The following is a 14,400-nucleotide window of genomic DNA, read 5'->3' as shown; positions in this document are numbered from 1 at the left end:
GCGCCGACACGCCGCATCTTTAGGAAGCTTGAGCGGTCTCGGCGTCTCGCTCAAACTGCCGCACCGACCTGCGCTCGTCGTTATGATCGTATTGCGCGACCTTGAATTTACGCAGTTCCTCGGCCTTGGCCGCGGGTTCGGTGCTGAACGGACGATCGCCCTTGATCGTCACGCGCTCCATGAAGCGGCGCTGCGGATAATAGTCATGCACCGCCGCATGCTGTACCGAGCGGTTGTCCCAGAAGACGACAGTATTGGGCTTCCAGTGGTGGCGGTATTGATACTCCAATACCGAAGTGGCGCGGAACAGCGTGTCTAGCAGCGCACGACTCTCCCTGTCCTCCATGTCCTTGATGAAGCGGGTGTAGTGAGGATTGACGAACAAGGCTTTCTTGCCGGTCACCGGATGCACGCGCACCACTGGGTGGTTCATCGGCGGGAAGCGTTCTTCGCAGCTGCGCAACTGGCGCCGTCCTTCGTCGGTATTCGGGAACAGATACTTGAAGGTCGCGAAATCATGCACCGCCTCTAGACCGGACAGGAATTGCTGCATACGGTCCGACAGCAGGTCGTAAGCGGCGGTCATGCTGGAGAAGCAAGTATCGCCGCCGATTTCCGGGACGACCTTGGAATACAGCATGGTGCCCAGAGGCGGGCATTCACGGTAAGTTTCATCGGAATGCCAGTGGTCGGTCAGCACCGGGGGATTGCCTTCTTGATTATCGAAAACGATCAGTTCCGGAACCTGCTCGTCATTCTCCGCGAAGGGGTGCACGGTCAACTCGCCGAAATATCGGCCGAACCTCATCAAATCCTCGCGGGACAGGTTCTGATCGGGAAACACCAGCACCTCGTGCTCGGCCAGAGCATTCGAAAGCGCCGCGACACAGGACGGATCCAACGGCTGGCTCAGATCCACCCCGGTGACCTCGCCGACAAAATACCGGCTCAGCCTGCGGACATTGAAAGGAGTGTTAGATTCCTGCTTGCTTTCATTGAACATAATCATGGCTTTCTTTTACTGATGGGAGGAAAGGCCCGCTCTCGCAAGCGAGGCCGTCACGGTTTCCAAACGACGGCAAGTCGTCGTGGCGATTGCGATCAACAACAAGGCGCACAAAATGATCGGCGCAAACGCCATGACAGGGTGTCCGGTCATATCCCAGGCCAGCCCACTGAACACCGGAACGATCACCGCGCATGAATAGCCGATCGTCAGCATCGCCGAGGTGGTGCGATGCACGTCGTCGGCCTCTGCCAATTGCGGCGGCAAGGCCAGCATCAGGATCAGCACGATGGCGGAAGCGAAACCCACCCCGGCGGCGCCGACCACTACCATTAGGTCATTGCCCGACACGATGGCGGACACAGCAACCAGGCACAACAGACCGCCTACCACATAAGGCCAAGCGCGGCGCTCCAATCCTCGACCGAACATTAGCAGCAAGATGGAAGCCGGTATCTGGCCGAGATTGAGTGCGGTCAGCGCCGGCCCGGTCACGCCGGCGTGTCCAATCGCATGCAGGAAACGCGGAATAAAGAAATTGGTGGAAAAATAGGTGGCGTTAACGCAACCCATCATGATGCCCAGCCTCCAAACCAACGTATTGCGCCAGTCGGGCCACCACTTGCGCGGCGCGGACGAAGCCGGCACATCCGACGATGGGGAAAACGCCAGCATCAGCACAGCGATAAGCGCGCACGCGACGCCCCAGACGACGAAGTCCCAGCGCCAGCTGCCCACCAGCGGCAATACCAGTGACAAGGTCAACGCGACCGGCAACACTTCCCCCATCAACAAACCGTTGATATACACCGCGGTGGCGAAAGCGATGCGCTTGGGTGACCAGGCCCGCACCAGAGAAGGCATCGCTGGCTGCATGAAGGCCACGCCCAGACCAGTGACAGCAGTCGCTGCATACAGCCAGGCGGCGCTCGGCGCGGCTCCGCGCAAAGCCGAGCCGGCCGCGGTCACCAGCAGACCGATGACCAAGGTGGACAAGGCGCCGAAACGCGCGATCAGCAACGACCCGGGTACCGCCGCGCAGGCGAACAGCGCCGCGGGAATGCCAGACAGCAGTCCGATCTGCGTTTCCGACAATCCCAGGTCGTCGTGGATGAATGAAATCACAGGCGGCGGCGCCAGAATGGTCAGGCGCAAGCCTGCACCGGCCAGCCACAATAGCGCCAGCGCGATGAAGGCATTGCCCGCGGCGCTCGTGCGCAATCCGGCCGAAGCACTGTTGTTAGACACGGGAGGACTCCTCTCGCATTGAACTATCGGATGCGGCGGCGCGAATCGGCCGCCCAAAAAGTCAAATGATGCCGCGCTCGCGGAACGCCTGAATATCGTACCGGGCCATTCCCAACCATTCGGACAAGATCTGGTCGGTATGCTCCCCATGATCCGGCGCCGTGAAACGCACCGGCGGACGTCCTCCGCAACCCTCCAAATGCAGGGGCTGCCCAAGCAGCGGCACCGCGCCCAGATGGGGATGCTGTCCTTCATCCGCCATCCGCAGCGACTGCATCTGTGCGTCCTCCATCATCTGGCCTATCGTGTACAGCTGCCCGCATGGGATGCCGGCGGCGTCGAGCTTCCGCTGCAACTCCTCGCTGCTGTAAACGCGGGTTCTCCGCGCAAGTATGTCGCACAGCGCCGTCCGATTCTCGGAACGCAAAGCCGTGTCCGCATACAATGGATCGGAAACCAGTTCGGGAATCTCCAACGCTTCGCACAGCGCTTTGAACTTCAGCTCTTCCGCCGCCGCGATGTTGACGTGACCGTCCGCGGTGGGAAACAGGCCGGTCGGCATCAGAGTAGGATGGTCGTTGCCTACGGCCCGCGGCGACTCGCCGGAGTCCAGATACCGAACTACCTGGAAGTCGAGCATGGAAACCAGCGACTCCAGCAGCGAGGTATGCACCCACTGCCCCTCGCCCGTCTTCTCCCTGTGGTACAACGCCATCAACACGCCTTGCGACAGCACCATGCCGGCGCTGATGTCGGCGACGGCCGCGCCGGCCCGCACCGGCGGCTGCCCCGGAAAACCGGTAACGGACATCAGGCCCGACATGCCCTGTATTGTCTGGTCCACGGCGGGACGCGTCCGGTACGGCCCGGTCTGCCCGAAACCGGAAATGCTGCCGTATACGATGCGGGGATTGACCTCGCTAATCGTCTCGTAGTCCACGCCCAGCCTGTGTTTGACTTCAGGACGGAAGTTTTCCAGCACCACGTCCGCCTTGCGCACCAGATCGTAAAAGACAGCCCGTCCCTCATCAGTTTTCAGATTGAGCGACAGGCTCATCTTATTCCGGTGCAGGTTCTGGTAATCAAACCCCTCCCGGCTGCCACCCATGCTGTCGCCCAGATCAGTCGGCGCATCGATCTTGATGACGATGGCGCCGAAGTCGCCCAGCAGGCGGGAGGTCACCGGTCCCGCTCGGTGGCGCGTCAAATCCAATACCACCACTTTTTCCAGCGGCAGATACGACATGGGGAATCCTTTTCGCAAAATTCGGCATCCGGCCGCCGCCCGATAGGCGGCGGCATCGGATCAAACAGGGAACACCAGCGAATCCGTCATCACGGACGCGTCGACCACCAGCAGGCGCTGCTTGAATTTCAGCGCGCCATCCCGCCTCACCACGACATCATGGGAACAGCCGCTGGCGAGCGCCCGGGTCGGCTCATCCCCGACGCTTTCGTAGAGGACGAATGACGCGCGCGTTTTCACGCCCTCGCCATCCGCGTCGACGCCTTCCAACAGACGGATGCCGCTCAACATGCGGCGCTGCCGCCGGCTGCGAAACATCACCGTTTTCTGCAAGGCCAGCGCGCGGTCGCGGATCATGGCCTGGCCTTTGCACAGCACCAGGCTCAGCGGCATGCCGCGCTCCTCGTTGTCGCGGGTGGTCAGCCGGTACAGACAGTCCTCGACGAAAAATTCCGGCCAAAGGTCGATTCGACCATCGTCCAGCGTTTCGCAGTAGTGGGCGTACAAATGCTCTATCTCCGCAGTCAGGAGATAGCGATCGGACAAAGTATTCATCCGTTTGTCATTCCATGATTTTTTGATAGTACTGGTAGAAAGCTCGGATCGCGGATTCGGTCAGCATGTGATCCGCGCTGCCCGTTCCTTCGCCAGCCTCCAGCACCGCCGCCGAGTCTGGCGCGCTGCGGGCACCGGCCTGCGAAATCGCCAGGACTTCGTTATCGTCTATCGTCACCAGTCCCGACGGCCCAAGCATATTGGCCTGCAGCAGGCGCTTCTCCAGCAGTTCAGGCGTATCCGATTCGTATCCGAAGAAAGTCCAACTCTTCACACAGGCATCCGGTCCGTCCGGACGCACATGGCGCATCGCCAGGCAATTCAGCTGCTGCAGAATGATCAAATTGGGCCAGATGGTGAGTATCGCCCCGGTGCCATGCTCATATTCGCGCTGATGTGCGATGATGCTCGCATCCTCCAGCCGAAAATCGCCACTGGCGGCGGGGCGCTGTTCCACAGCCTCCTGCGTCGCCCGCTTGAAACTGGCGGTCGACACCAACACACTGCTGCGACCCAGTTCGTCCACCTTGACTTCGGTTTCCTGATCGGAACGCCAGATGCCGAACGTAACGAAGAAGGAATGCAACAAGGCCGCATGGAACGGATCCTTCAGATTCTCGACCTGCAGTTTCCAGTTCGCCTCCACCCGATGCCGCATCGAACCAATCACGCGCAGCGGCCTGCCATCGCAGACGCGATCGAAATAAGCCAGGATGGTCGGCCCCAGATACGCTTCCAATGGCTCCACATCATGGGAGAAGCTGGCGAATACCACTCCATGGCGCTCGGCAACCCGCAATTGCTCCAGATTGTGCTCTTCCGCCTTGAAACAGGAAGACATGCCGCCCTTGCCGTTAATGCCGCGCCGGAACGGAATTCCAATCAGCCTACCGTCCAGACCAAACGACCATTGATGGTAAGGACAGGTAAATACCTTGGCATGGCCGCGCGGTTCATGACAGACCTGCGCATTGCGGTGCGTACAGCGGTTGACGAACACGCGCAGCTCGCCCTCCCTGTCCCGCACCAGCACCACCGGCGTGCTGCCGACATAGCTTTGGATGAAATCGCCGGGCGCGGGCACTTCCGCAGCCAGCCCGACGTAGTTCCAGGTGCGGCCGCGGAAAATGCGGTCCTGCTCGCGCTCATACAGCTCTTGGTCGGTATAAACCGCCGCAGGCACGCGGCGAGCGCCCTCAGACGGCCACTGCATCGGCGACTGCATCGCTACGGTCCTTTTCTGCGCTCGCCTCGGGGCCGCCGCCGGTATGGTGCACGGTCAGGTCTGCGATGCGCGCCATAACCGCCATCAGCATCGCCCAACCCTGATGCTGGATCTCGAACAGCGAATGTCCGTCTTCTATGGACAGCGTCCGGAGGAAGGCATACCCCATCTCGACATGATCTTCGTCAACGACGGAATGAACGTCGAAATGATCCTTGACATCGGTCTGCGCCAGAATCGGTTGCACATGCTTGTAGAAATAGGTGGCGGAGGCCTCGACGACCACATGGCTCAGCACGACCTTTTCCGCCTCGCCGATATGTTCCATCTTGGAAGCGAACCATGAACAGGTAGCTTCCAGCAGAGGATCGAACACTGTCTGCAAGTCGTCGCGACTCTTAGCCAGGCTTTGGTTGTGCCCAAGCTCTTCGTACAAATGCTGCCACGCTAGATCGTCGAAGCCTTTTTGCCGCGCGGTAACCGCGCGCATCAGCACCATTTTCTGGAAATAGTTGGACCATACCTGGAAGCAATCCAGGAAGCGCCGCTTCGCCGCGGCGTCGCTCAACAAGCCGTTTCGGACCATCGCGAACAGACGATGCTTGTCGAAACGCTCCATGTATTCTTCATTCTTGAGCAGCAATTGCTCGACGACGCTGCCGGCGCCATTCTGCTGTTCCAGCTCGTCGGTGAAAGTCGCCCAGGGATCAGCGATGTCCTCGTACAGGCCGCGCGAATCGAACTGGATCGACAGCCCCCAGAATCCGCTAGGCGGCATGCCGATGAAACCATGCAGTTTTCCAGGCGGAACCAGCAGGATGTCTCCCGCGTTCATCGTCTCCCGCACGTCGCCCAAAGTGCGGGCTCCGCCCTCGCACATCACGATCATCGACTCAACCGGATGAATATGCGCATCCAGGCGTTCGCCGGCTTCTAGCCTTACCCAAGCCATGGATATGCGATTGTCCTTAGGGAGAAACTGGGTCAGCGGCGCATTCTTGGTGAAATCCTTGACATGGCCCAGCCAGTGCTCGACACCATCCACAACCACCGTGCGCATAGACGGAATATCGTCCCGACGCACCAACGTCACATCAGACATTTCTTGCAGCATGATCTCTCCTTGGCGCGAAGCCTGTTAATGACAAAATATTAATTATTATCAATATTAATGCCAGTGAAATTATCACATACAAGATTCATTTTCAATATTTAATGCGTAATAAATATTTATTTCAGTTTCTTCCGCACCTTCCCCACCCACCACGCAAGGCTTCGCAAACAAAGAACGAACCAACACACCTCTCCAAGCGCAAAACGGGGTCGCAGCAAATGAAGCCTCACAGCCCCTCCAAAGAAGATAGGCAACTGGACCGCCATTCCAATCATCAGGACAAAAAAGGGAACGGATGATCCATCCGCGATGGCTCATCAGAAGACGACAGGACAAATGCTGGCAAACAAAAATGATTGTCTAAAACCAGCGGATCACACGGCACAAGATGCGGCCATCGATACTCTGGCGGCGACAACACAAGGTTACAAAGCCACACAGGATCATCAGTCCGCACCTACACGGCATCATCGACTCGGAGCAAGCACATAGTTGCAACAGCGCAGGCCATGCCTTCGATGCCACAACTGCCGACGAGTGGACCTGGTATTTCGCCGCGACCGCAAATAAACTGGCAGTCCCCATCCGTCGCCATTAAGATCACGCTTTTCCTTAAAGACAACGGCATGATCACCACCCGTCTAGCCACACCGGCCGACACAGCCGCTCTGGCCGAGCTCTTCTACCGGATCGACCTGCATTACTTCGGCCACAGGCGCTCCAGCCGGGAAGCATCAGCGCGCTACGTGGCGCGCAACCTGTTCCAAACCCATTGCGGCGTGAGCATCATGTTAGCCGAGCAAGATGGGCAAGCAATGGGCCTGGCCAGCTTCTCGCTGCTCTACCCTGCGCCGGAATATGGCGGACAATTGCTCATGAAGGATTTGTTTGCCATCCAGAAAGCCCGCGGCCGCGGTATCGGCAAAGCTCTTATGCAAGCCCTGGCCCGCCATGCGCTGAAAACCGGATGCAAGCGAATGGATTGGACTGCCGAGCGCGGCAATGTCGACGCGATAGAGTTTTATCGCCGCATAGGCGCCGGCATTGTCGAAGAAAAGGTCTACTACCGCCTCACGGACGAGACGCTAAAAGCTTTTGCGGCGTGATTTGACTAGAAATGCAAAAAACCGAGGCATAAGCCTCGGTTTTTTGATTATTGGTTGCGGGGGCAGGATTCGAACCTACGACCTTCGGGTTATGAGCCCGACGAGCTACCAGACTGCTCCACCCCGCGTCTGAATTCTTTTCTGCGTTTCGTGCAGAGAAGTGAACTATACCGAACAGTGTATTTACTGTCAACAGCCACATGAAACTTTCTTTAAAACCCATCGTACTTCGACTTCATAATCTTTAACAGATGTCGGCGGCAAAAACATAAGCGGTCAACAAAAAGCCGCTACATTGACATCGTGGTCGGCGTTGATGCGAAAGCAAAGACGACCAGCTTGCCATCCGGGTCTGCCAACCTGATGGAGAGCCAACCGGCCTCTTGTGCATTTTGACAGGTGTTGCAAGCTGCATGCGACTGCCAGCGCCTACAGCCCAGGCGATGCCTGTTCTCCTAAGTGTTCATCACGGAACTTCGGGCCGCCTCGCGCGGCCCTCTTTTTTTGCCCGGCCGGCTGATCATATACCAAATAGATAAAAAATGCCAATAAAATACCAGTTGCTCAGCTGCTGGCAGTCGCTCGCGGCAGCCCTGCCCCCATTCGCTTGCGCATCAGCAAGGTCGCCGCGGTCAGCGCACCCATCACGCCATAACTGATCCAAGGCAACAGCAGCACCGAACGCTCTACCGGCCAATGCCAGGCCAGCCAGCTGCGCAGCGCCATTTCCGCCACCAAGCCCACGCCCCACATCACAGTCATCGTCCGTATCCCGCCACGGAAAGCCGTCTGCTGCCACAGCCGCTCGCAGCGCTCCCGGCCGCCATCTTCCTTGCGCTCTATCGTCGCCCTCGCCAGATAGAAAACCAACGGACGGGGCAACAACAAGGACAACAGGAATGCCGCGCCGAACAAACCCGTCAGCAGGGATTCGCGCAACAGCAGCATTTTCTCTCCGCCGCCCAGCAACATCGCCAGCAGCGACAGCGCGATCCCCAGCAGCACCATCATGCTGAGGGCATCCACCCGTCGCGTCCGCCACAGCTCCCACAAGCTCCAGGCTATCGGCGGCGCAGCCGACAGCAGCAAGCCGCCCATTTCGCCCCAATGCGGCTTGGCCCAATGGTAACAAAGCCAGGGCAGCAGGAAATTGACGACCAGTTCGAGCAGCAGCAAGGCGCGTCGCGGCATGGCGCGGACTCCAAAATAAAATCGTTACAGTGCAGACCCATCATGCAATTGTCAATGCGAAGCCATCTTCGTCGCCGCGCAAAAAACCAAGCCCCGCTCTAGGCGGGGCTTGGCGCGCCGGCGCTCGGGCCGACGATTCGGAATTGGGAAGACTCAGGCCGCGGCCTGAATGAATCCGTTGGCCGGATACATCGCGCTGGCCAATCCTAGCGCGGACTTGAAAGTCACTTCAAACATCTTGCCGACTTGGCGCACGCTGATCACTTCATAGTGAACCACATCGCCGCACTCCTTATGTTCGAAAACTTTGTAGCCCGGCTTCAGTTGCGAGATTTTCATAATTCAATCCTTATTCTTTTTTTCGATAAAAAACAAATAGATATTCGTTGTTTGTCAGCATCCGTCGGAAAAAGTTCCAACCAAGCACACAGTCAATCTGCTGCCTGCCTGCAATCTAGCAGGCGTGAATGACAAGCCCGTGACGAAGTCCATCATCCGCAAGCGCCCATTACGGGGCTGATCCGCGCGACACAACAGCAGCATCCGCGCAATCCACCATGCTATAGCAAGCCGACGGTTCTCCGCAGCTGGACTTTTGTCAGTGTTCGCCACACGGCGATGACAAAAGACCGTGGCGGTGCTCGGACAAGAAAGCAGTCCCTGCCTCCTAGCAACTTTCCTTAAGGGTAAAACAAGACCCCAGTTACCAATATGGCAACCGGGGCCAATATAACCAAGTATCATCAAAATACCTGGTGATACTACTTATCCGCCATGACCTAGGTCAATGGCGGACGGTGGAAATCAGCCGACGCGCATGCCCGGCTTGACGCCTGCGTCCACGTCCAGCAGGAACAGGCCTTCGCTGTCGTCCACGCCGGACGCGCAGACGATCATGCCCTGCGACACACCGAAGCGCATCTTGCGCTCGGCCAGGTTGGCTACCACGATCACGTGGCGGCCCACCAGCTTTTCCGGTTCCTGATATGCCTTGCGGATGCCGGAGAAGATGTTGCGGGTTTCGAAACCCAGATCCACCTTGAACTGCAGCAGCTTGTCCGAGCCTTCGACGAAGTTGCACTCCAGCACTTTGCCGACGCGCAGATCCACCTTGGCGAAGTCGTCGATCTTGATGGTTTCGGCCAGCGGCTCGTGCGCGGCGGCGGCCGGCGCGTCTTGGGTAGCTTGCATATTCTGTTTGTTCGCTTCTATCAATTTGTCGATCAGCGCCGGGTCGATGCGCTGCATCAGGTGCTGGTAGGCATTGATCTTGTTGCCCAGCAGCAAGGTTTCCGCGTCGCCCCAGGACAGCGGGGCCACGTCCAGGAACGCTTCCACGCCCTCGGCCAGCTTAGGCAGCACCGGCTTCAGGTAGATGGCCAGCAGGCGGAAGGCGTTGACCAGCACGGTGCAAACGTCCTGCAGGCGCGCGTCCTGGCCTTCCTGCTTGGCCAGTTCCCACGGCTTGTTGGCGTCCACGTAGCCGTTCACCACATCGGCCAGCGCCATCACGTCGCGCAGCGCCTTCGCGTATTCGCGCGCCTCGTAGGCGGCGGCCAGTTCTTCGGCCGCGGCCTGCAGCTTGGCCAGAATCTCGCCGTCGGACACCTGGGCGGCCAGCATGCCGTCGAAGCGCTTGGCGATGAAGCCGGCGGAGCGGCTGGCGATGTTGACGAACTTGCCGACCAGGTCGGAGTTCACCCGCGCGACGAAGTCGTTCAGGTTGAGATCGATGTCCTCGATGCGACCGTTCAGTTTGGCGGCGATGTAATAGCGCATCCACTCCGGATTCAGGCCGCAATCCAGATAGCTCTTGGCCTGGATGAAAGTGCCGCGCGACTTGGACATCTTCTGCCCGTCCACGGTCAGGAAGCCGTGGGCGAACACGCCGGTCGGCGAGCGCAGGCCGGAATAGTTCAGCATCGCCGGCCAGAACAGCGCGTGGAAGTACAGGATGTCCTTGCCGATGAAGTGGTACATCTCGGTCTGGCTATCCTTGGCGAACCATTCGTCGAAGTTCAGGCTCAGACGCTCGCACAGGTTCTTAAAGCTGGCCATATAGCCGATCGGCGCATCCAGCCACACATAGAAGTACTTGCCCGGCGCGCCAGGAATCTCGAAGCCGAAATACGGCGCGTCGCGGCTGATGTCCCAATCCTGCAGGCCGCCGCCAATCCACTCGTTCATCTTGTTCAACGATTCCGGCTGCAGATGCTGCTGCACGGCGCCGTCGGCGCGGCGGCTGGAGCCGCTGGTCCAGGCCTTCAGGAAGTCCGCGCATTCGCCCAGGCGGAAGAAGTAGTGTTCGGAGGTTTTCAGCACCGGTTTGGCGCCGGACACCGCCGAGTACGGGTTCTTCAGCTCGGTCGGCGCGTAGGTGGCGCCGCAGACTTCGCAGTTGTCGCCGTACTGGTCCTTGGACGCGCACTTCGGGCATTCGCCCTTGACGAAGCGATCCGGCAGGAACATCTGCTTTTCCGGATCGAACAGCTGCTCGATGGTGCGGCAGGCGATCTTGTCGTCGGCCTTCAGCGCCAGGTAGACCTGCTCCGCCAGCGCCTTGTTCTCCGGGCTGTTGGTGCTGTAGTAGTTGTCGTGGCCGATCAGGAAACCCTGCGAATCGGCGACGTGCAGCTCGCGCACTTCATTCACCAGTTGCTCGGGCGTGATGCCGCGCTTCTCGGCGGCCAGCATGATGGGCGCGCCGTGGGTGTCGTCGGCGCACACGTAATAACATTCGTGGCCGCGCATCTTCTGGAAGCGCACCCAGATATCGGTCTGGATCTGTTCCAGCATGTGGCCCAGGTGCAACCCCGCGTTGGCGTAAGGCAGCGCGCTGGTCACCAGAATCTTGCGTTTTGTCATGGTTGGGTAATCCGTATCGGCAATCTCAAGCGATCGATTATAGAGACAGAACGGACGGGCGGCCATCGCGCCGCGCCGCCGATATTGCCGCGCATAAAAAACACAAGCCCGGAACGCGCGGCGGCCGGGCTTGTCATGGTCTAAACGGACGGATCAGGCGCTCTGGCCAGCCAATTCGCCCTGTCGTTCCGCCGGCGCGGCGCGCTCGGCCATTGCGATGCCCACCATCTTGCGGCCCAGCAGCACGTAGGCCAGCGAGAAACACAAGGACAGCACCGCGAAACCGGCGAGCCCGCTGGTCTGGTAAACCTGGCGGAACAGCTCGATGCCCACCGCGTAGCCGGCCATCGAGATCATGCTCATGCTGGCGGAGATGGTGCCGCGGCCAGCCAGGTCGCAGGACATCAGCGCGAAGCGGTACAGCACGCCGAAAGCCAGGCCTTCGCCGAAAGCCATCAGGCTCATGCCGGCCACCATCCAGTACTGCGGCGCCGACGAAAACAGCACACCGCCAACCATCACGGCCAGGCCGCCGACGATGGGCCACATGCCCACCAGCGCGGAACGGCCCAGCGGCCAGCGGTCGGCGATCACGGCCAGCGCCAGGTTGCCGGCGATCAGGCCGCCGAACACCGGCAGCTGCATCAGGCCGTACTCGACGGTGCTCATGTGCAGGTCGCGCACCAGCAGTACCGGCGACATCGCGATCCAGCCCATCAGCGGCAGCGCCAGCAGCGGGATGCACAGCGCGGCCAGCACGAAGCGGCTGTGGCCGAACACCTTCAGGTAGTCGCGGCCCATGCTGGACAGCGGCAGCTTCTCATGGCTGGGCTCGACGGTTTCCGGCATCCGCAGGTACAGGCCGATCAACGCCAGGAAAGACAGGCCGGCGATGAACAGGAAGCCGCTGCGCCACGGCGCCAGCTCCAGCAGCGCCGCGCCGGCCAGCGGGCCGACCAGCGGCGCGATCAGCGCCACATTGGCCATCAGCGCGGTCACGCGCACTGCGGCGCTTTCTTCAAACGATTCCTGCAGCGAGGCGTAGCCGACCGCGTTGATGAAGCACAGGCCCACGCCCTGCAGCAGGCGCAGCGCGATGAAGGCTTCGATCGAGCTGACCAGATAAGTGGCCAGGCAGGCGATGGTGAAGTAAGCGACGCCGAACAGCAGCACCGGGCGGCGGCCGATGCGGTCGGACAGCGGGCCGGTCAGCCACGGCAGCAACGCGCCGCCGATCAGGAAAGCGGTCATCGACGTCGGCGCCCAAGAGGCGTCAACCAGAAACTCGCGGGTCACGGCCAGCATGGCAGGCTGCACCATGTCGTTGCAGATGTAGACGGCGAATTCGAACAGGACCAGGGCCAGCGGGAACAGCAGATTGGCCCAGGTAAGCTTGGCGTGTTTGGACTGCATAAAGCGGAGAAAGCCTTTCGATCAAAGAGCAGGGCCCGCGGCCTGACGGGGCCGAGCCTTGGAACGCAAGCGTCGCGCATTGCGTAAAGAACCGGTAATACTACGCTTTTCAAAGACTTTTATCAAAAAAAACTTATAAACCAAACGCTGATACGCAATAAATTCCCTGCCCTAGGAAAGCGCTCAGGAGTAAGATGCGGACATCGCGGAGCGCGATGCGCCCGAGACAAAATCCGATTAAAATTGTCGGAAATATCCATCCGGAACCTCGCATGTTCTCCAAACTCACCCGCCTGTTCGGCGGCCAAGCCGACCGGGCCACCCAGAACGAAACCATGGCACAGCTCGAAAACCAGATCCTCGAAATCCTGAAGCCGCTGATCGACGCCAATACCGGCAAAAGCTACGTAGCGGCCAAAAACGTCAAGAACCTCAAGTGTGGCGACGCCGAGATCAGCCTGGACGTGGTGCTGGCCTACCCGGCCAAGAGCCAGTTCAACGCCGTCCGCCAGCAGTTCGAGGCGGCTCTGGCCCCATTGGCGGAAGGCCGCGCCGTCAAGGTGGCGGTGAGCAGCCAGATCGCCAGCCACTCCGCCCAGCGCGGCGTGCCGCTGCTGCCCGGCGTGAAGAACGTGATCGCCGTCGCCTCCGGCAAGGGCGGCGTCGGCAAGTCCACCACCGCCGCCAACCTGGCGCTGGCGCTGGCGGACGAAGGCGCGCGCGTCGGCCTTCTGGACGCGGACATCTACGGCCCGTCGCAACCGCTGATGATGGGCTTGCAGGGCCAGCGTCCGGAATCGGCCGAGGGCAAGCTGACGCCGCTGTCCAATCACGGCGTGCAGACCATGTCTATCGGCTACCTGGTGGACGCCGATCAGGCGATGGTATGGCGCGGCCCGATGGTCAGCCAGGCGCTGCAGCAGCTGTTGAACGACACCCGCTGGGACGATCTGGACTATCTGGTGATCGACATGCCGCCGGGCACCGGCGACGTGCAGCTGACGCTGTCGCAAAAGGTGCCGGTCACCGGCGCGCTGATCGTCACCACCCCGCAGGACATCGCCCTGCTGGACGCGCGCAAGGGCGTCACCATGTTCCAGAAGGTGGGCGTGCCCATCCTGGGCCTGGTGGAAAACATGGCGATCCACATCTGCTCCAACTGCGGCCACACCGAACACATCTTCGGCGAAGGCGGCGCGGCCAAGATGGCGCAGGACTTCGGCGTGGACCTGCTGGGCTCGCTGCCGCTGGATCTGGCCATTCGCCTGGCGGTGGACGAAGGCAAGCCCAGCGTGGCGGCCGATCCGTCCGGCAAGCCGGCCGAGCTGTACCGCGCCATCGCCCGCCGCGTGGCGGTGAAGGTGGGAGAAAAGGCTCAGGACTTCTCCGGCAAGTTCCCCAAGATCGTGATCCAGAACAACTGAGCCTCAG

Annotated in this window: 12 protein-coding genes and 1 tRNA gene; 2 read left to right on the top strand and 11 right to left on the bottom strand. The window is 60.2% G+C overall.

Annotated elements, in window-relative coordinates; translation table 11 throughout:
- Positions 1-19: 19 nt before the first annotated feature.
- The 6 genes from LQR33_RS07795 to LQR33_RS07770 form a co-directional block, all read right to left on the bottom strand.
- Positions 20-1,009: a TauD/TfdA dioxygenase family protein gene (locus LQR33_RS07795; RefSeq protein ID WP_205692434.1), complete on the bottom strand. Its 990-nt coding sequence runs from the start codon at positions 1,007-1,009 to the stop codon at positions 20-22.
- A gap of 9 nt (positions 1,010-1,018) precedes the next feature.
- Positions 1,019-2,254 (bottom strand): MFS transporter, encoded by a 1,236-nt coding sequence (locus tag LQR33_RS07790; RefSeq protein ID WP_231468244.1) that lies wholly within the window; start codon positions 2,252-2,254, stop codon positions 1,019-1,021.
- Positions 2,255-2,315: 61 nt separating this feature from the next.
- Positions 2,316-3,500: a CaiB/BaiF CoA transferase family protein gene (locus tag LQR33_RS07785; RefSeq protein ID WP_231468242.1), complete on the bottom strand. Its 1,185-nt coding sequence runs from the start codon at positions 3,498-3,500 to the stop codon at positions 2,316-2,318.
- A 60-nt stretch (positions 3,501-3,560) separates the two neighbouring features.
- Entirely contained in the window at positions 3,561-4,055 is a 495-nt protein-coding gene (locus LQR33_RS07780) for an aromatic-ring-hydroxylating dioxygenase subunit beta (protein WP_166438971.1), read from the bottom strand.
- 7 nt (positions 4,056-4,062) lie between these two features.
- Positions 4,063-5,280 carry an aromatic ring-hydroxylating oxygenase subunit alpha gene (locus tag LQR33_RS07775; RefSeq protein WP_231468240.1) on the bottom strand — a complete coding sequence of 406 codons (1,218 nt, stop codon included), beginning with the start codon at positions 5,278-5,280 and terminating at the stop codon, positions 4,063-4,065.
- Positions 5,252-6,394 (bottom strand): cupin domain-containing protein, encoded by a 1,143-nt coding sequence (locus LQR33_RS07770; RefSeq protein WP_231468239.1) that lies wholly within the window; start codon positions 6,392-6,394, stop codon positions 5,252-5,254. The genes LQR33_RS07775 and LQR33_RS07770 overlap by 29 nt, the downstream gene beginning before the upstream one ends.
- A 626-nt stretch (positions 6,395-7,020) precedes the next feature.
- Here LQR33_RS07770 and LQR33_RS07765 point away from each other — a divergent pair.
- Positions 7,021-7,500 carry a GNAT family N-acetyltransferase gene (locus LQR33_RS07765; RefSeq protein ID WP_231468237.1) on the top strand — a complete coding sequence of 160 codons (480 nt, stop codon included), beginning with the start codon at positions 7,021-7,023 and terminating at the stop codon, positions 7,498-7,500.
- Positions 7,501-7,551: 51 nt separating this feature from the next.
- Here LQR33_RS07765 and LQR33_RS07760 read toward each other — a convergent pair.
- The 5 genes from LQR33_RS07760 to LQR33_RS07740 all read right to left on the bottom strand — a co-directional run bounded on the left by LQR33_RS07760 (position 7,552) and on the right by LQR33_RS07740 (position 12,969).
- Positions 7,552-7,628 (bottom strand) — tRNA-Met (locus tag LQR33_RS07760).
- A gap of 436 nt (positions 7,629-8,064) precedes the next feature.
- Complete coding sequence (locus tag LQR33_RS07755) at positions 8,065-8,691, bottom strand: VC0807 family protein (RefSeq protein WP_221667689.1); 627 nt, start codon at positions 8,689-8,691, stop codon at positions 8,065-8,067.
- A gap of 153 nt (positions 8,692-8,844) precedes the next feature.
- Complete coding sequence (locus LQR33_RS07750; RefSeq protein WP_021476952.1) at positions 8,845-9,030, bottom strand: hypothetical protein; 186 nt, start codon at positions 9,028-9,030, stop codon at positions 8,845-8,847.
- A 465-nt stretch (positions 9,031-9,495) separates the two neighbouring features.
- Positions 9,496-11,556 carry a methionine--tRNA ligase gene (metG, locus tag LQR33_RS07745; protein WP_231468235.1) on the bottom strand — a complete coding sequence of 687 codons (2,061 nt, stop codon included), beginning with the start codon at positions 11,554-11,556 and terminating at the stop codon, positions 9,496-9,498.
- A gap of 153 nt (positions 11,557-11,709) precedes the next feature.
- Positions 11,710-12,969 carry an MFS transporter gene (locus LQR33_RS07740; RefSeq protein ID WP_231468233.1) on the bottom strand — a complete coding sequence of 420 codons (1,260 nt, stop codon included), beginning with the start codon at positions 12,967-12,969 and terminating at the stop codon, positions 11,710-11,712.
- A 335-nt stretch (positions 12,970-13,304) separates the two neighbouring features.
- On the opposite strand from LQR33_RS07740, the gene apbC reads away from it, so the two are divergent.
- Positions 13,305-14,393, top strand: coding sequence for an iron-sulfur cluster carrier protein ApbC (gene apbC, locus LQR33_RS07735; protein WP_378076634.1), 1,089 nt, complete (start codon positions 13,305-13,307; stop codon positions 14,391-14,393).
- Positions 14,394-14,400 lie beyond the last annotated feature (7 nt).

This window comes from Chromobacterium piscinae (assembly GCF_021129175.1).
GTDB classification, from domain to species: Bacteria; Pseudomonadota; Gammaproteobacteria; order Burkholderiales; family Chromobacteriaceae; genus Chromobacterium; species Chromobacterium piscinae.
Note: the sequence above shows the minus strand (reverse complement) of the source record. Positions and strands in the feature narration are given on the sequence as shown.